The sequence below is a fragment of the Kitasatospora sp. NPDC059327 genome, assembly GCF_042752535.1.
GTDB lineage: Bacteria > Actinomycetota > Actinomycetes > Streptomycetales > Streptomycetaceae > Kitasatospora.
The window spans coordinates 78,140-94,242 of the sequence record NZ_JBHYYB010000005.1 but is presented as its reverse complement, the minus strand read 5'-3'; the positions used below and the strand labels follow the sequence as shown (position 1 = coordinate 94,242).

The window sequence follows — 16,103 nt, the reverse complement described above, 5'->3', positions numbered from 1 at the left end:
CGGGGCGGGCGGGGGGGGGGGCCCCCCCCCCCGGGGGGGGGCCCCCCCCCCCCCCCCGGGGGGGGGGGGCCGGGCCCCCGCCACTCGTCATCGCGCCTCGGTGCGGCGGCCGGCGCCTCAGACCGGCTCGCCCTCGATCCGCCCGTACACCTCGCGCAGCGTGGCGAGGACGGGGTGGGCGGGGTCGAAGGCGGTCCGGTCGATCGCGGCGAGCGGCCGCACACCGATGCCCGCGTTGACCGCGAAGGCCGCCACGAAACGGTCCAGGCCGGCCGGGTCGACGCGCTCGCGCCGCTGCGGGCCGGGGTGGGCCGCGGTGAGCAGGGCCGCGGTGACGCCGGGCAGCGCGTCGCCGTCCGGCCAGACCAGCCGCCGACCGTCGTGAAAGCCGACGTTCCAGGTCGCGCCCTCGGTGATCCGGCCGTCCTCGGCCAGCAGCAACGCGTCGTCGAAGCCGTCGAGTTGAGCCCGTCGACGCAGAGCCACCAGGCCGAACAGGCCGACGTGCTTCACCTCCGGCAGCTCGCGCCGGTACCCGGCGGTCCGCACCCGCAGCGGGCCCGGGGCCGCCGCCGGCGCCGGGCGGGTGGTCACCAGCAGCCGGGGCGCGGCGGGCGCGGCGGGGCGCTCCAGTCCGAGCGCCGGGTCGAACACGGTGACCCGGACGATCACCGGGGCGCCGTCCGCCGGGAGCAGCCGGCGGACCCGCTGCCGGACCAGCTCCCGGTCCAGCTCGGCGCCGAACACCGTCCGGCAGTCCCGGACCAGGCGGTCCAGGTGCAGGGACAGGCCGCGGACCCGGCCCGACTCGACGCGCAGGGTGGTGAAGTGCCCGTAGTTCAGCAGTCCCAGGGCAGCCAGCTGCCCCGGGTCGGCGGGCGCGCCGTCGATCTCGATCTCAGCCATCCCCCGAGTCTCCCAGCCGCCCGCCCGCGGTACGCACGGGACCGGGGACGAGGCCCGGGCCAGTCGGGGCGCCGGACGAGGATGGTGGGGGAAACCCGACCCCAGGTCTCGACCTGGCCGTCATGACCTCGTTGAACCGCGCCGCTGGAATGAAGGGGTGCTGAATCACCGAGGCCGCCGCGCCCACCGCGACCAGGACCGCCGGGGCCAGGACCGCCGGGGCCACTCGGGCCGACCGGGCCACCGGGGCCGGCCGGACCGCTCCGGGCCGGCGGTCCGTGAACTCCCTTCCGGGTGGCGGAGGTTCGACCGCCGGGCCGTCTGGTGCGCCGGCTGGCTGTTCGCGGCCGGCTGGGCCGCGGCCTTCCCACTCGTCTCCGCACTGGGGCCGCACCGCGGTTGGGGCCTGGTCGCCGCGACGGGCTACCTCGCGGCGGCCGTCGCGGTGCTCGCGCTGCCGTGGCGACGGGCCCGTTCCTGGTCCGTGGCGGTGGCGCTCGCCGGCGCCCTGCTGGCCCCGCTGCTCTGGCTGGTGCTGACCGGCCAGGGACAGAGCGAGGTCGCCGTGATCGAGCGGTCCGGCGAGCTGCTGCTCCGGCACGGCACGCCGTACCTCGCGGAGCCGCGCACCGTGCCCGAGTACACGCCCTACCTGCCGGGCATGGCGTTGTTCGGTCTGCCGCGCGCGGTGCTGGGGGCGCAGGGGTGGCCGGCCCGGCTGCTCGGTGACGCCCGGCTCTGGTGCGCCGCGGTGTTCCTGGGCAGCCTGCTCGCCACCGGCCGCCGGCACCGGCCGGGGCTCGCGGCGCTCACCGCCTCACCGCTGGTCGCGCTGCCGCTCTGTGTGAGCGGGGTCGACCTGCCGATGACCGGCCTCTGCTGCCTGGCGCTCGCCCTGGCGGCCCGTGGCCGGGCGGGCGGCGCCGGGGCGGTACTCGCCGCGGCCTGCGCGCTCAAGTGGACGGCCTGGCCCGCCGTCGCGGTGGTCGCGGCGCTGCTGGCCGTCACGGCGGGGCGGCAGGCGGCGCTGCGCGGCACGGCGGTCGCGGTGGCGGGCACGGCCGTCCTCGTCCTGCCGGGAGCGTTGCGCTCGCCCGGACCGATGGTCCGCCAGGTGTTCGCGTTCCCCACCGGGCGGGGCGCGCTGCCCACCCCGGCCGGCAGCCCGCTGCCCGGCCGCCTGCTCGCGGACCTCGGCCCGGCGGGCTGGTACACGGCCGTGGCCCTGCTGCTGCTCGGCGGTCTGGCCGTCGCGGCCTCGCTGGTGCTGCGTCCGCCGCGCGACGCCGTCGGCGCCGCCGACCGGCTCGCGGTCGGGCTCTGCCTGGCCTTCCTGCTCGCCCCCGCCGGGCGGTTCGGCTATCTCGCGCTGCCGCTCGTGCTCACCCTCTGGGCCCGGCCGCGCCCCCGACCGGACGGCGGGAGCGGCCCGCCGGCCGATCCCGGCCCCGGACCGCTCGTCCCCTCCCTCACCACCCCCCTCGTCCCCTCCCCCACCACCCCACGGACCGATCCCCGAAACGAGGTCGCACCGAGCCCATGGCCGGCACACTGATCGTCACCAACGACTTCCCGCCCCGACAGGGCGGCATCGAAACCTTCGTCCACGCCATGGCCACCCGGCTGCCCGCCGACGAGGTCGTCGTCCTCACCTCGGACGAACCCGGCGCGGCCGCTCACGACGCGGCCCTGCCCTTCCCGGTGATCCGCGACCGCTCCCGGATGCTGCTGCCCACCGGCCGGACCACCCGGCGGGCCGCCGAGATCGCCCGCGCCCACGACTGCGACCGGGTCTGGTTCGGCGCCGCCGCCCCGCTCGCCGCGATGACGCCCGGACTGCGGCGGCAGGCCCCCGGGATAGCCCGGACGGTCGCCACCACGCACGGCCACGAGATCTGGTGGGCCCGGACGCCCGGCGCCCGCCGGCTGCTCCGACGGATCGGCGACTCCGTCGACGTGGTCACCTACCTCGGCGAGTACACCCGGGCCCGGATCGCCCCCGCGCTCGGGCCCGGGGCCCGGCTGGAGCGGCTCGTCCCGGGCGTGGACGCGGAGCACTTCCGCCCGGCCGGGGCGGACGAGTCCGGGGCGGGGGCGGCCGAGGCCGGGGCGGACGGGGCGGGGGCGTCGTGGCCCGGCCCGGCCGGCGCCGACCGGGCCGCCGCGCCGGTGATCCTCTGCGTGGCCCGGCTCGTCCCCCGCAAGGGCCAGGACGCCCTGATCCGGGCCCTCCCGCTGATCCGGCGGACCGCTCCCGGAGCCGTCCTGGTGCTGGTCGGCCGGGGCCCGGACGAACGACGGCTGCGCGCCCTCGCCCGGCGCCGCACCGAGCCCGGCTCGGTGGTCTTCGCCGGCGGCCGGGAGCACGCCGCGACCCCCGCGTACTACGCGGCGGCGGACGTCTTCGCGATGCCGTGCCGCACCCGGCGGGCCGGGCTGGAGGCGGAGGGCCTGGGCATCGTCTTCCTGGAGGCCGCGGCCGCCGGGCTGCCGGTGGTCGCGGGCCGCTCCGGCGGCGCTCCCGACGCCGTCCTCGACGGGGTCACCGGCGCGGTCGTCGACGGCCGGAGCCCGGCCGCGGTCGCGGCGGCGGTCGGCCGGATCCTCGGCGCCCCGGCGGCCGACCGCGCCCGGATGGGGGCGGCGGGGCGGCGCTGGGTCCGGGCGGAGTGGTCCTGGGAGGCCTCCGCCCGCCGCCTCGCGGAGCTGCTCGACCCCGAGCAGGCGGGCGACCGGGGGGACGCCGCCGCGGCCCCGGAGTCCGGATCCTCCCGCAGCGCCGCTCCCCCGGAGGTCTACTCCCCCCGCAGGTGAGCCAGCACCGCGAGCACCCGGCGGTTGCCCTCGGCCGGGTCGAGGTCCAGCTTCATGAAGATGTTGCCGCAGTGCTTGACCACCGAGGCTTCGGTGATGCTCAACCGCCCGGCGACGGCCTGGTTGTTCAAGCCCTGGGCCAGCAGCGCCAGCACCTCCCGCTCGCGCGGGGTCAGCCGGGCCAGTGGCCGGTCGGCCGCCTGCTGGCGGAGCAGGACCCGGACCACCTCCGGGTCGATCACGGTCTGACCGGCCGCCACCCGGTGCAGCGCGTCCAGGAACTCCGCCACCTCGCCCACCCGGTCCTTCAACAGGTATCCGAGCCCGGCCGGTTGGGCGCCCGCCGCACCGAGCAGCCGAGTGGCGTACGGGGTGGCCACGTACTGGGAGAGCACCAGCACCGGCAGACCCGGGTGGCGTTCCCGCAGCTCCAGGGCGGCGCGCAGGCCCTCGTCGTGGAAGCCCGGCGGCATCCGGACGTCGGTGAGCACGATGTCGGGCCGGTCCGCGTCCACGGCGGCGGCCAGCGCCCGCGCGTCGCCGACGGCGGCGACCACCTGATGGCCGCCCCGGGTGAGCAGCTCGACCAGCCCGGCCCTGAGCAGCACGGCGTCCTCGGCGATGACTATCCGGAGCACGGCACCTCCACCCGGAGCCTGGTGGGCCCGCCGATCGGACTGGTCACCAGCAGCCTCCCGCTCAGAATCGCGATCCGGTCGGCGAGCCCCTGCAGCCCGGCCCCGGCGGCCGGATCGGCCCCGCCTCGCCCGTCGTCCGTCACCTGGAGCACCAGGCGGCCGTCCGCGATCCGGCCGAGGACGGTGATCGCGGTGGCACCGCTGTGCTTGGCGGCGTTGGTCAGCGCCTCGGTGACGGTGAAGTACGCCGTCGTCTCGACCGGTCCGGGCAGCCGGTCCGGCAGGTCGATGTCCACCTCGACCGGGATCGGGTGGCGCAGCGCGACCTCGGCGACGGCGGCGGCCAGCCCGTGGTCGGTCAGCACCTGCGGGTGGATTCCCCGGACGAGGTCCCGCAACTGTTCGAGCGCCAGCCGGGCCTCGCCGCGCGCCCGGTCGACCAGGGTGACGGCCGGGTCGTCACCGGCCCGCCCGCGCAGCTCGTACGCGGCGAGCCCGAGGGTCATGCTGAGCGCGACGAGCCGCTGCTGTGCGCCATCGTGCAGATCGCGCTCGATCCGGCGGCGCTCGGCCTCGAAGGCGTCGACCAACCGGGCCCGCGAGCGGGTGAGTTCGAGGACCTGCCGGCCGAGACCCTCGGGCCGGGGCCCGAGCAGGGCCCGGACCAACCGCACCCGGGCGGCGGTCAGCAGCGCGCCCGCGTAGGCGCAGAACAGCAGACCGGCGAGCCCGACGGCGGTCGCGGGGAGGGCACCGACGGGGCCGGCGACCGCCCGGCCGGGGATCAGCATCACCGTCTCGGGAGCCAGCGCCCACACCACCACCGGGCTGACGACCAGCGTCCCGCAGAACACCAGCAGGGCGGTGAAGGCGAGATCGACCACGCCCAGCACCAGCGCGAACAGGGCGGTGTAGCCGAGCTCGCGCCAGGTCGCGCGCTCCCGCAGCCTGGTCCGCGCCCGCGCCCGCCGGCCGGCCCCGGGCAGCGGACGGTGCGGACCGGGCACCGGCACCGGCTCCACCAGCCTCAGACGGCGGCGCTCCAGCGCACCGACCGGAACCCCGGCGAGGGCGACACCCAGCAGGACCAGCAGACCGACCCCGACGACGGACAACCCGAGGCCGACCACCAGCAGTACCGCCAGCACGGCCGCCACCAGCGGCCCGAGCAGCGCACCGCCGAGCAGATGACCCCAACAGCGCCACGGGCCGGCGGTGAACGGGAACCGCAGCGGACGCGCCCGCAGCGCCGCCCACACCGCCACGGCCTGCCGCCCGCCCGTCACCCCCCGCTCCGCACCCACCCGGCCACCCTAGCCGACCGCCCCCGAACGACCCCGACCTGCCCTGACCGGCCCTGACTGACCGTCCGTCCGTCCGCGCCTCTGTACCGACACCTGCCGCTCCGTCGGGAGGCCCACCCGCCCGGCGGGTGGCGGTCAGCCGCGCAGGGTGACGCCGTCGAGGACGACGCCCACGACGCTCGCGGTCGGGACGGCGCCCCACAGGCGCGAGTCGGTGCTGAAGGCGGGGTTGTCGCCGAGCAGGACCACCCGGCCGCCGGGGACCACCGGGGCGCCGACCGCCGCGCGCGCGGGGTCAGGCACCGGGTCGCCCGGCAGGGCGGCGAGGCGCTTCACCAGGAGCCGCTGCGGGCGGCGGCCGGACGGGTCGGCGGGCAGGTCGAGGGCGGCCGGGGAGACCACCACGATCCGGCCCGGCCGCAGCCGCGCCCAGCCGCGGCGCAGGACCAGGACCCGTTGCCCCGGCCGCAGGGCCGGGGCCATGCTCGGCCCGGAGATCCTGACCACCGACAGCGCGGCGCGGGCCAGGACGGCGGCCGCCACCGTGAGAACGGCGAGCGCGCCACCGGCGGCGAGGATCAGCTGCATGTCGGGGTCTCCTCCGTGGGGGCGGGTCCTAGTGGGCCGGGACGGCCGCGGGGCCGGGGGCCGCGTGCGGGTGGGCCTGCGGGTGGGCCTGCGGGTGGCCCGGCTGCCGGTGGTCCGGCTGGTAGCCCTCGGCCTGGAGCGTGAACAGTTCCGCGTAGCGGCCGCCGAGTGCCATCAGCGTCTCGTGGGTGCCCTCCTCGGTCACCCGCCCCTCGGCGAGGACGACGATCCGGTCGGCGTCGCGGACGGCGGCGAGCCGGTGCGAGACGATGATGCTGGTCGCTCCCCGGCGCAGTTCGCGCAGGCTGTCGTGGACCTCCTTCTCGGCGGCCGCGTCCAGCCCGGCGCTGGGCTCGTCGAGGATCATCAGGTCGGCGTCGCGCCGCATGAACGCCCTTGCCACGGCGAGCCGTTGCCATTCGCCACCGGAGAGCGAGTGGCCCCAGCCGGTGCCCGCGCCCTCGGGCAGGAAGATCCGGCTGAGCATCGCGTCGTAGCCACCCTCCAGCCGGTCGATCCGGGCGTGCACGCCGGCCGCCCGGGCCGCCCCGGCGATCCGGGCGGTGTCCTGGAGGTGGTCGAGCCGGCCGAGGCCGATGTTCTCGCCCGCCGTGAGGTCGTAGCGGCAGTAGTCCTGGAAGACCGCGCCGATCCGCTCCCGGTAGGCGTCCGGGGTGAACTCCCGGATGTCGACGCCGTCCCAGAGGATCCGGCCGCGCCCGGGGTCGTAGAGCCGGCAGAGCAGTTTGACCAGGGTGCTCTTGCCCGCGCCGTTGAGGCCGATCAGTGCGGTCACCGAACCGGCCGGGACGGTCAGGTCGACGCCGCGCAGCGTCCACGGCGCGTCCTCGTGGTAGCGGAACCAGACGTCCTGGAACTCGATCGTGCCGCCGAGCCGGCCGGGCGCGGACGGCGCCGCGGGCAGCGCGAGGTCCGGTTCGACGGTGCCCAGGGCGCGGTAGTGGGCGAAGGTGATGGCCGCCTGGTAGGCGGCCGCGCCGGTGCTCGCCAGCTGTCCGACGCCGGACTGGATGCCGGCGACGGCCGCCACGCAGACCGAGACCTGGCCGATCGACAACTCACCCCTGCCGGCGGCCCGGACCGCCCAGACCAGACCCAGCCCGTACACCGCGACACCGAGCAGCAGCGCGGGCAGCCGGCGGGTGAGGTTCTGCCGGTCGGTCCGGTTCTCCGCCTCGGCGACCGCGACGAGTTCGGTCCGGGCGCGCTGCTTGAAGAAGTCCTGCAGACCGAAGAGCCGGATCTCCTTCACCGCGTCCACGTCCGCGATCAGGCTGCCGTAGAACATCTGCCGGCGGTTGCGCGGCATGGTCTCGCGCAGCACGGCCGCCCGGCGGCGGCCGGCGGCGAGCTGGACCCGGATCAGCGGCAGCGTCAGCAGCAGGGTGAGCGCGCCGAGGGCCGGGTTCACGACGAACAGGGTGGCCAGGAAGCCGGCGACGGTCAGCAGGGCCTGCAGGCTGCTGAACGCCGAACCGACCAGCAGGTCGGGCGCGATGCCGCCGGCCTGCTGGGCGAGCCGCAGCTCGTCCTGGAACCGCGGGTCCTCGAAGCGCCGCAGGCCGGGCAACCGGTTGACGGCGTCGAACAGTTCCTGCTGCACCCGGAGCCGGACGGCCCGGCTGCTGCGGGCCCGGGTGAACTCGCCGAACGCGGGGGCGAGTGCCAGGCCGAGGCTCGCCGCGATCAGCAGCACGCAGGTCCGGACCGGTACGCCCGACGGGGCGCCGGTGCCGGCGGTGCCGGTGAGGGCGTCGAACAGGTCACTGACCAGCAGCGCCGTACCGGCCGGCAGCAGACCGGCGACCAGACTGGCGAGCAGCGACACCAGCAGCGCGGACGGGCTCGCCCGCCAGGCGAGCGCGCAGGCGGCGGCGCCCGAGCGGAGCGCCCGCCGCCCCTCCGCCGGGACGGCGGGCCGGTGGCCGGACGACGGGCCGGCCGACGAACCGGGCGGCGGCGCGGACGGCGGGCCGGGCGCGGCGGCCCCGGGTCCGGTCACAGCGCGGCGGGGGCGACGGCGAGTTCGGCCGGAAGGAGGCGGTTGGTGATCCGCCCCGCCGCGTCGATGTCCACATAGCTCGGCCAGCGGACCACGCCGAACGCCTCGGCCACCGAGCCCTCGCTGACGCCGGCGGGCTCGACCACCACGCGCGCCACCGGCGCGAGGATCGCGACGAGGTTGTCGCCCACCGGGCCGGTGCCCTTGACCACGGCCAGCACCCGGTCCCGTCCACCGGGGTACGCGGTGACGGCCTTGACGAAGTCCGGGGCCTGTTCGAGGCACGATCCGCAGGTCGTGGAGAAGAATCCGACGACCGCCCGGTCACCGGTCAGGTCATTCCCGGATATCGGACCGTCGGCCTGCGAGACCGTCCGGAATTCGGGCATCGGGGCGCCGTCCGGCAGCCTGTTGTCCGGAATCGAGACACCGCTCAGGATACTTCCGGCAGAACCGCCGTGGGATGACCCGTGGGACGCTCCGTGGGAATTACCGTGCGAACCGGCATGGGACAGTTGAGTGAGTTTCTTGGCCAATGCCAGGGTCAGTACCAGATTGAATACCGAAAGACAGCCGACCAGAATGACGGAAACCGTGGTCATGGTGATCTGTTCCTCGTTCCAGCGCGCGTTCGTACGAACGGAGATAGGGGCGGCCGGAAAGGCCGGGAGAACAGCGGATCAGCGGGCGGTCGAGAAGAGTTCGACCAGCGTGTCGGTGGCGATGATCAGGATGCTGGCGAAGACCGCCACCAGCAGGACCACCACCACGCCGGTGGCTCCGAGGTCGCCGGGAGAGGAGCCGGCACTCGCGACCAGGCCGGCCCCGGCGATGCCGAGCAGGACCAGGTTGCGGCCCACATGAGCCCGGCTCACGGGCACTCCGGATGCCCCGAAGCAGGAGCAGGAGACGTCGAGCCCGCGTCGCAGGACGGAGACCAGGACCACCGCGAAGATCGCGAACATGACGCCGGAGAGCACGAAACCCCAGGTCGCGATGGGCTTCGGCGCCCACACCAGGAGGCCGGCGGCCACCTCCACCACTGGCACGGCGGCCGCGGTGACACCGGCCAGCCGCTCGGGCACGACGGCCATCGCGCGCAGCGCGGAGGCGAACTCGCGCGGCGCCCGGAACTTGGCCAGGGCGGAGACGGCGAACACGGCCGCGAGCACGCAGCGGCCGCCGAGCAGCAGGTATGCAGTCATGGCTCCCCCGTCACCGGTGCCCCCGCCCGGGTGGGCGGGGGCACCGGCGGACTTGTGTGTCAGTCGACCGATGTCGTCAGGACGAATGAATCGCCAGGACGGGGATCAGCAGCCGCCGATGATGCCGTAGGTCTCACAGGACGGCGCGACGGCGCAGTTCCAGGAGCAGCACGTGCGCACGTACAGGATCTCGTTCGAGCACCACGAGCTGGTGCCGGCGGGGCACTGGCAGTACGCGTCCGCGGCCTCCTCCTTGAGCCCCCGGGAGAAGGTGCGGTCCACCAGGTTGAGAATCGCCTGAACCATTTGTTCCTCCACACTGCGGTAGATGGATACGAGCGGCTGTGCACTTACTGACGAGATCTCGCGTCGGGAAACGTAACCGAAACATGAACAGCTTGTCTAGACCAACTTCGAGCACAGTCGAATCGAATTCGGAACAGGATCTTCCGGTTCCGACCGAAGGAAATCGCGAATGAGCCGAGAGGGGGGCAGAGCGGGCATGGAGAAGGAATCGGGAGGGGGGCGACAAAGAAGAACGCCCGACGGTCCGGCATTTCGGGTCACCCCGGACGAACGGCCGGAGACCGGACCGGACCGGCCCGCCCCCGCCACGGACGGCCCGTCAAGGCTTGACCGTCCCATTGGTTGACTGCGGTTTCCGGACAGGTCTATACCAGTGGAGGCCGTCCGCACGCTCCCCCTCGTGGCACGGCCGGCGAGTCCGGCGCGTCTCCCCCACCTCGACGCGGACGGACCGTCCCCGCCGTTTCCTGGAGAGGTTTCCGATGGAACGTGCTCTTCCCCCACAGCGGTTCACCACCCAGCGGCCCACCCCACCGACCGACCGGCACCGGCACCGCGGACCCCGGGCGCGTCGGGCCGCGATCGCGGTGGCCGGGGCGCTCGGGCTGATCGCCGGCGCGGCGGCCACGCTGGCCGGCGGCGGTGCCGCCTCGGCCGACGTCACGGCCACCGCCACCGGCCTGGGCAGCAACTGGTACGCCTCGGCGCCCTACCTGATGCCGGAGGACAACAGCCCGCCGGACGCCGCGGCGGTGATGGACGCGACCGGCCAGAAGGCCTTCCAACTGGCCTTCATCCTGGACAAGGGTGGCTGCACCCCGGCCTGGGGCGGCACCTCGCCGATCGACACCGACACCACCATGCCGGCGGTGATCCAGACCATCCGGGCCAAGGGCGGCGACGTCTCGGTCTCGGTCGGCGGCTACGGCGGCAACAAGCTCGGCCAGGGCTGCGGAACGCCGGAGGCCACCGCGGCCGGCTACCAGAAGGTGGTCACCAAGTACCAGCTGAAGGCCATCGACTTCGACCTGGAGGAGCCGGAGTACGAGAACACGGCGGCCATCCACAACGAGATCGGCGCGGCCAGGATCCTGCAGCAGAACAACCCCGGGCTCTACGTCTCGATCACCACCGCCGGGACCGGGGCGGGCACCGGGTGGTTCGGGCAGCAGATGCTCAACGAGGCGAAGGCACAGGGCTTCACGCCCGACAACTACTCGATCATGCCGTTCGACGGCGGGTTCAACGGCGCGGCCGCGCAGACCGACGCCCTGGTCAAGTTCAACGGGCTGCTCCGGACCACCTTCGGCTGGACGGAGGCCCAGGCCTACGCGCACGAGGGCGTCTCGCTGATGAACGGGCGCACCGACGCCGCCGAGTACTTCCGGCAGGCGGACTTCCAGACCGTGCTGGACTTCGCCCTCGCCCACCAACTGGCCCGGTACACCTACTGGTCGGTGAACCGCGACCGTCAGTGCCCGGGGACGGTCGACCCGGGGCTGTCCGGCTCCTGCTCCAGCGTGGCCCAGAGCGACTGGGACTTCACCAAGTTCACCGCGCGGTTCGCGGGCGCCACACCGCCCACCACACCGCCCACGACGCCCCCGACCACACCGCCCACGACGCCGCCGACCAGCCGGCCGCCGGGCGCCTGCACCGACCCGGCGTGGAGCGCCACCACCACCTACACCAGCGGCAACAAGGTGTCGTACAGCGGCCACAAGTACCACGCCAAGTGGTGGACGCTGAACGAGAACCCGTCCGCCAGCGGCCAGTGGGGCGTCTGGTCCGACGACGGCCCCTGCTGACCGGGACCACCCGCAGTGGGCCCGCCGCCGCGCGTGCGGCGGCGGGCTCCCCCGGCACCCGTCCGCACGGGGACCGGCCCGCCGTCGGCCGTTCACCAGGGCGTCAGCCGTTCACCCGGCCGTCGGCGTACGGAGCGAGGCGAGCGCCTCCGCGTACAGCGTCTCCTTGATCTGCCCCCGGACCGGCCGGGTCTTGCCGGCCAGTGCTCGGGCCCGCTCGACCGCGCGCCCGAGCAGCCCGTCGTGGTCGGCGACCTCGTCGACGATCCCGGCCGCGAGCGCGTCCCCGCCACCGTAGCGGCGGCCCGTGGTCATCGCCTCGTGCGCGACCCGCGGCGTCAGCCGGGCCCGGATCAGGTCCGACATGCCGCGCTGGAAGGGCAGGTCCAGGTCCACCTCGGGCAGGCAGAAGTACCCGCGGTCGGCCCGCATCACCCGGACGTCGTGGGCCAGCGCCCACATCGCCCCGGCCGCGAAGGTGTGCCCGTTGAGCGCCGCGACGGTGACCACCGGTGAGGCCAGCGTCCGGGCGAGCAGCGCGTGCACCCGGTCCAGGTAGCCGGTGTACTGGTCGCCGTGGTCGAGCAGCCAGCCGAGGTCCAGGCCGTTCGACCAGAACTTGCCGCTGCCCGCCGTGACCAGCGCGCGCGGCCCCTGCGCGCCCTCCACCTCGTCGAGCGCCGCCTCCAGCCCGGCGAGCCGGTCCGGGTGGAACAGGTTCTCGTCGTCGGGGTCGAGATGCAGGACGAAGACCTCGCCGTCCCGCTCCAGCTTCGGCATGCGTCGCTCCTTCGCGTCGTTTCCGTGGTGACCTGCCCGCCCGCGGCCGCGGGCGGGCGTCCGGGTGACCGTCGGCGGCCGGTTCGACGGAAACGGGCGGCCGGGAGGGCCGCCGCGCCCGTCGAACCGAACGCCGGGTCAGCTCCCGGGCCCCGCCAGCGTCATCCCCTGCAGCTGCCCCTGCTCGTAGGCGGCCACGATCGCGCGGCGCCGCAGCTTGCCGCTGCTGGTGCGGGGCAGTTGCCCGGGCTTCAGGTAGTGCACGTCCTCCGCTCGCACGGTGACGCCGATCGCCCGCACCAGGTGCTCGACGATCCGCGCCCGGCTGCCCGGCACGTCCTCCCGGGCCTCGCGGTCCACCTCGGCCAGGACGACGATGTCGGTGCCGATCTGCGCGACCGCGGTCCGGCCCTCGCGGACGAACGGCAGCTGTTCGACCGCCTGCTCGAAGTCGGCGGCGAACAGGCTGCGGCCGCCGACCTTGATCCGGTCGCTGATCCGGCCGGTGATGAACAGCTCCCCGGCGTCCAGGAAGCCGATGTCTCCGGTCGCGTAGTAGCCGTCCGGCCCGCCGATCGACCCCGGCCGGTCGAAGTAGGCCTCGGCGAGACTGCCGCCGGCCAGCTCGATCTCGCCCAGCTCGTTCTCGCCGCAGACCCGCCCGTCCTCGCCGCGCAGCCGGACGGTGAACTCCGCCATCGGCGGGCCCACCGAGATCGCCGGGACCCCGGACGGCGAAGTGGCCACCCGGACCTCGCTGCCGACCTCCCGGCTGGCCACCAGCAGGACCGCCTCGGCCATGCCGTAGCAGGGCATGAAGACGTCGCGCCGCAGACCGGCGGGCGCCATCAGGTCGAGGAACGCCTCCAGGTTCGGCAGGTTGATCGGCTCGCTGCCGAGGTAGATCGACCGCATCCCGGAGAGGTCGATCTCGGCGATCTCCTCGGCGTCGAGGTCCTGCATCAGCTTGAGCGAGTAGTCGACGGCGAAGTTCGGGATGACCGTGCCGACGGCCCCCTCCCGGCCCATGTGCTCCCACCAGCCCCGCGGGTCGAACAGGAACGTCACCGGCTCGGCGAGCAGCAGGTCGCAGCCGACCGCGAAGCAGGACAGCATGCCGCCGACCAGCCCCATGTCGTGGTAGAGCGGCAGCCAGCTGCTGACCCGCTCCTCGGGCCGGCGGCCGTCGGTACGGGTGATCATGGTCAGGTTGGCCCGGAGCCGCCCGTGGGTCACCGGGACGCCCTTGGGGAAGGAGGTCGACCCGGAGGAGAACTGCACGAAGGCCAGTTCGTCGTCACCGGGGGTCCGCAGCCGGGCGCCGGTCCGGCGCAGGCCCGCCGGGGGCATCGCCAGCACCTCGACCGGCAGGTCGACGGCGGCCAGGGTGGGGACGTCGAGGATCCGGGCGGCCCCGAAGTCCGCCGCGACCCGGGCCAGGAACTCCTGGTAGCCCGCCTTCGGTGTGTTCAGCACGAACGGCTTGACCGAGAGCGGCACCGCGCCGATCTCCATCAGCGCCAGGAACGCGAGGACCACCGGGACGGAGGTCTCGAACGGGAAGACCACCCGGGTGCCCGGTCCGACGCCCTGCTCGCGGAAGAAGTCCGCGCAGGCGGCGATCCGTTCGGGGAACTCCCGGTAGGAGGTGAACTCCGCCGGCTCGCCGTACTTCTCGTACAGATGGAGCCCCCGCTCGGGCGGGCACTCCTGGTTGCGCTGGATGTGTTCGAGCACCGGACCCCTCCTGGTCGTTCGTCGATTGGCTACTGCGTCGCGCGCTGTACCGGCACCTGGTCAGACCGGCGTGGAGGCTTCCAGGAAGTCCTGGAGCGAGACCAGGCAGCGTTCCCGCGCGTCCAGGAAGGCCACCGTCACCAGCGCGTCCACCGCCGGCCGGTCCGCCTCCGGCAGGTGGATCCGCTGCCGGAACCGGGCCCGGAAGGTGATGCCCTCTTCGTCCCACTCCTCCTCCGAGGGCGACGCGAGCGCGGTGCGCACCTCGACCCGGCCGCGCGGGATCTCCGCCAGGTAGTCGATCTCGGTGCGGGCGACCACCGCGATCAGCCGGTCGCCGTGGACGAGCCCCTGCCCGCCGAGCCAGTCCCACCGACCGGCCTCCAGGTACTCCAGCGCGACCGCGTTGTTGACGTGCCCCAGCGCGTCGAGGTCGTTGGGGCGCACCGGGAGCATGAGGCGTGATTCGCCGAAGAACACGTCGGACCGTCCGTTTGATCGTGCCGAAGGGACCGGCCGGGCGGCCGGGAAGCGTGCGGGTGGGCCGAGCCGGGCGGCCGCGCCCCGCGGGTCCGCTCGGCGCGCGGGGCGCCGTCCGGGGGCCGCAGGGGTCCGGCGTCAGCTGTCGAGGAGGTCCATCCAGGTGTCCTCGACCTCCTCGCGCGAGTGCACCTCGATCCCGGTGATCTTCTTCAGAGCGCCGCAGACCAGCTGCTCCTTCTTCTCGATCGCCTCCGGGCGGTAGCCGGTCTCGGCCGTGTCGAGGTGGTCCCACCAGTTGACGTGGGTGCCCCGGTCCTCCTTCTGGTCCCGGGCGCTGCCCAGGAGTTCGCCGTCCTCGCGGAGGAAGAGGTGGGCCACCGCGAAGGCGTCCTTGGCGTGGTACTCGCCGCTGTCCACCAGGGCCTTGGCGAACGAGACGAAGTAGTTGCGGTGCTGGATCTCGTCGGCCGCGACCTGCTTGAAGATCCGGCGCAGGCCCTCGTCCTGGATCACGTGCTGGCACTGGCCGTAGTTGACGGCGGCCGTGATCTCGGAGATCGCGAGCAGCACCAGGGTGCGCAGCATGTCGTCGTCCGGGAACACCTTGCGGAACGCGAGGAAGGTCTCGTCGTCGATCGGTTCCATCCCGCTGACGTCCGCCAGCCGGTTGAAGACCGTCTCGTGGTGGGCCTCCTCCTCGTTCCAGTACCGGCTCCAGGTGCCGCACGACTCCATCACCGCCGCGAGTGCCGGGTTGGTCTTCTCCCAACGGCGCACCTCGGCCTCGGCCTGGCGCTCCAGGCGGTCGGCGCCCGGCTTGGTGGTCAGCTCGGCCCGGCCGGCGTTCCAAACCAGGTTGCGGTCGAGCGCGGTGAGGTTGTCCAGGTCGACCGCGGCGAGCATCTCGACGACGCTCCAGCGGCGCGACTCGTGCAGCCGCTGCTGCTCCCAGGTCACGTCGACGAGGGACATCCGGCGCACCGTCAGCGCGTCCCAGAGGTCGGTGATGATGGCCGGCGGCTCGGCGGGGACGACGGCCTTCCGGGCCACCGGAACGGCGAGGTCGGTGTCGATGACGCTCACGCGGCCGCCTCCTTGGCCTGCTGCTTCTCGAACTCCTCCAGGAACACCTTCAGCACCATCGGGGTCGGAGTGTCCAACGGCAGCGCGGGCAGCCGTACCCGCACGCCGTAGTCCTTGCGGAGGCCGTTGGCCGTCCGGGCGAACGCCTCCATCAGGTCGATGCTGTTGGTCATCGTGGGGCTGCGGCCGATCACCTCGGCCAGCGTCACGTCGTCGGCGAACACTTCCTCGTCCGCGAGGCCGGCATGCTCGCCGAATTTCTGCCGGATGTAGGTCTCAACTTCGGGCGTCACCATGGCTCAGAATCATACAAGTTGGCGATTGAATGGGCCAAATAACCATAGTTACAACGTAGTTAATGGAGCGTCAGAAACACTCGATGCCAACACCGCTGGGCCCCTGCCGGAACGGGGGGCTCGCGTCGGAGG

General features: G+C 74.3%; 16 protein-coding genes. 3 read left to right on the top strand and 13 right to left on the bottom strand.

Annotated elements, in window-relative coordinates:
- Nucleotides 1–117: 117 nt before the first annotated feature.
- A complete protein-coding gene (locus ACFXHB_RS05060; RefSeq protein ID WP_380572185.1) occupies nucleotides 118–906 on the bottom strand; it encodes an aminotransferase class IV in 789 nt (262 codons plus the stop codon).
- Between the two features lie 337 nt (nucleotides 907–1,243).
- On the opposite strand from ACFXHB_RS05060, the gene ACFXHB_RS05055 reads away from it, so the two are divergent.
- Both ACFXHB_RS05055 and ACFXHB_RS05050 read left to right on the top strand, forming a co-directional pair.
- Nucleotides 1,244–2,461, top strand: a complete 1,218-nt coding sequence (locus ACFXHB_RS05055) for a hypothetical protein (RefSeq protein WP_380572377.1) — start codon at nucleotides 1,244–1,246, stop codon at nucleotides 2,459–2,461.
- Nucleotides 2,446–3,720, top strand: coding sequence for a glycosyltransferase family 4 protein (locus tag ACFXHB_RS05050; RefSeq protein WP_380572183.1), 1,275 nt, complete (start codon nucleotides 2,446–2,448; stop codon nucleotides 3,718–3,720). Before ACFXHB_RS05055 ends, ACFXHB_RS05050 begins: the two co-directional genes overlap by 16 nt.
- On the opposite strand, the gene ACFXHB_RS05045 is transcribed toward ACFXHB_RS05050, so the two are convergent.
- From ACFXHB_RS05045 to ACFXHB_RS05015, 7 genes are all read right to left on the bottom strand, one after another.
- Nucleotides 3,702–4,358, bottom strand: coding sequence for a response regulator (locus ACFXHB_RS05045; protein WP_380572181.1), 657 nt, complete (start codon nucleotides 4,356–4,358; stop codon nucleotides 3,702–3,704). The two genes, ACFXHB_RS05050 and ACFXHB_RS05045, sit on opposite strands and share 19 nt — an antisense overlap.
- Nucleotides 4,346–5,662, bottom strand: coding sequence for a sensor histidine kinase (locus tag ACFXHB_RS05040; RefSeq protein ID WP_380572179.1), 1,317 nt, complete (start codon nucleotides 5,660–5,662; stop codon nucleotides 4,346–4,348). The genes ACFXHB_RS05045 and ACFXHB_RS05040 overlap by 13 nt, the downstream gene beginning before the upstream one ends.
- Before the next feature lie 135 nt (nucleotides 5,663–5,797).
- The gene (locus ACFXHB_RS05035; protein ID WP_380572177.1) at nucleotides 5,798–6,250 is read right to left on the bottom strand and encodes a S26 family signal peptidase; all 453 of its coding nucleotides are present in this window, start codon (nucleotides 6,248–6,250) and stop codon (nucleotides 5,798–5,800) included.
- A 28-nt stretch (nucleotides 6,251–6,278) separates the two neighbouring features.
- On the bottom strand, nucleotides 6,279–8,273 hold the full coding sequence (locus ACFXHB_RS05030) for an ABC transporter ATP-binding protein (RefSeq protein ID WP_380572175.1): 1,995 nt from the start codon (nucleotides 8,271–8,273) through the stop codon (nucleotides 6,279–6,281).
- Nucleotides 8,270–8,875, bottom strand: coding sequence for a TlpA family protein disulfide reductase (locus tag ACFXHB_RS05025; protein WP_380572173.1), 606 nt, complete (start codon nucleotides 8,873–8,875; stop codon nucleotides 8,270–8,272). The genes ACFXHB_RS05030 and ACFXHB_RS05025 overlap by 4 nt, the downstream gene beginning before the upstream one ends.
- A 78-nt stretch (nucleotides 8,876–8,953) precedes the next feature.
- Nucleotides 8,954–9,478: a MauE/DoxX family redox-associated membrane protein gene (locus ACFXHB_RS05020; protein ID WP_380572171.1), complete on the bottom strand. Its 525-nt coding sequence runs from the start codon at nucleotides 9,476–9,478 to the stop codon at nucleotides 8,954–8,956.
- Nucleotides 9,479–9,583: 105 nt separating this feature from the next.
- Nucleotides 9,584–9,784, bottom strand: coding sequence for a hypothetical protein (locus ACFXHB_RS05015; protein WP_380572169.1), 201 nt, complete (start codon nucleotides 9,782–9,784; stop codon nucleotides 9,584–9,586).
- Between the two features lie 482 nt (nucleotides 9,785–10,266).
- On the opposite strand from ACFXHB_RS05015, the gene ACFXHB_RS05010 reads away from it, so the two are divergent.
- Nucleotides 10,267–11,592 (top strand): carbohydrate-binding protein, encoded by a 1,326-nt coding sequence (locus ACFXHB_RS05010; RefSeq protein WP_380572167.1) that lies wholly within the window; start codon nucleotides 10,267–10,269, stop codon nucleotides 11,590–11,592.
- A 111-nt stretch (nucleotides 11,593–11,703) separates the two neighbouring features.
- Here the strand turns inward: ACFXHB_RS05010 and ACFXHB_RS05005 are convergent, their stop codons facing one another.
- The 5 genes from ACFXHB_RS05005 to ACFXHB_RS04985 form a co-directional block, all read right to left on the bottom strand.
- Nucleotides 11,704–12,372 carry an enoyl-CoA hydratase/isomerase family protein gene (locus tag ACFXHB_RS05005; RefSeq protein ID WP_380572165.1) on the bottom strand — a complete coding sequence of 223 codons (669 nt, stop codon included), beginning with the start codon at nucleotides 12,370–12,372 and terminating at the stop codon, nucleotides 11,704–11,706.
- A gap of 138 nt (nucleotides 12,373–12,510) precedes the next feature.
- Nucleotides 12,511–14,109 (bottom strand): AMP-binding protein, encoded by a 1,599-nt coding sequence (locus ACFXHB_RS05000; RefSeq protein WP_380572163.1) that lies wholly within the window; start codon nucleotides 14,107–14,109, stop codon nucleotides 12,511–12,513.
- 60 nt (nucleotides 14,110–14,169) lie between these two features.
- Complete coding sequence (locus tag ACFXHB_RS04995; RefSeq protein WP_380572161.1) at nucleotides 14,170–14,565, bottom strand: acyl-CoA thioesterase; 396 nt, start codon at nucleotides 14,563–14,565, stop codon at nucleotides 14,170–14,172.
- 162 nt (nucleotides 14,566–14,727) lie between these two features.
- Entirely contained in the window at nucleotides 14,728–15,675 is a 948-nt protein-coding gene (locus tag ACFXHB_RS04990) for an acyl-ACP desaturase (RefSeq protein WP_380572159.1), read from the bottom strand.
- Nucleotides 15,672–15,971, bottom strand: coding sequence for a hypothetical protein (locus ACFXHB_RS04985; RefSeq protein ID WP_380572157.1), 300 nt, complete (start codon nucleotides 15,969–15,971; stop codon nucleotides 15,672–15,674). Before ACFXHB_RS04985 ends, ACFXHB_RS04990 begins: the two co-directional genes overlap by 4 nt.
- Nucleotides 15,972–16,103: the final 132 nt, after the last annotated feature.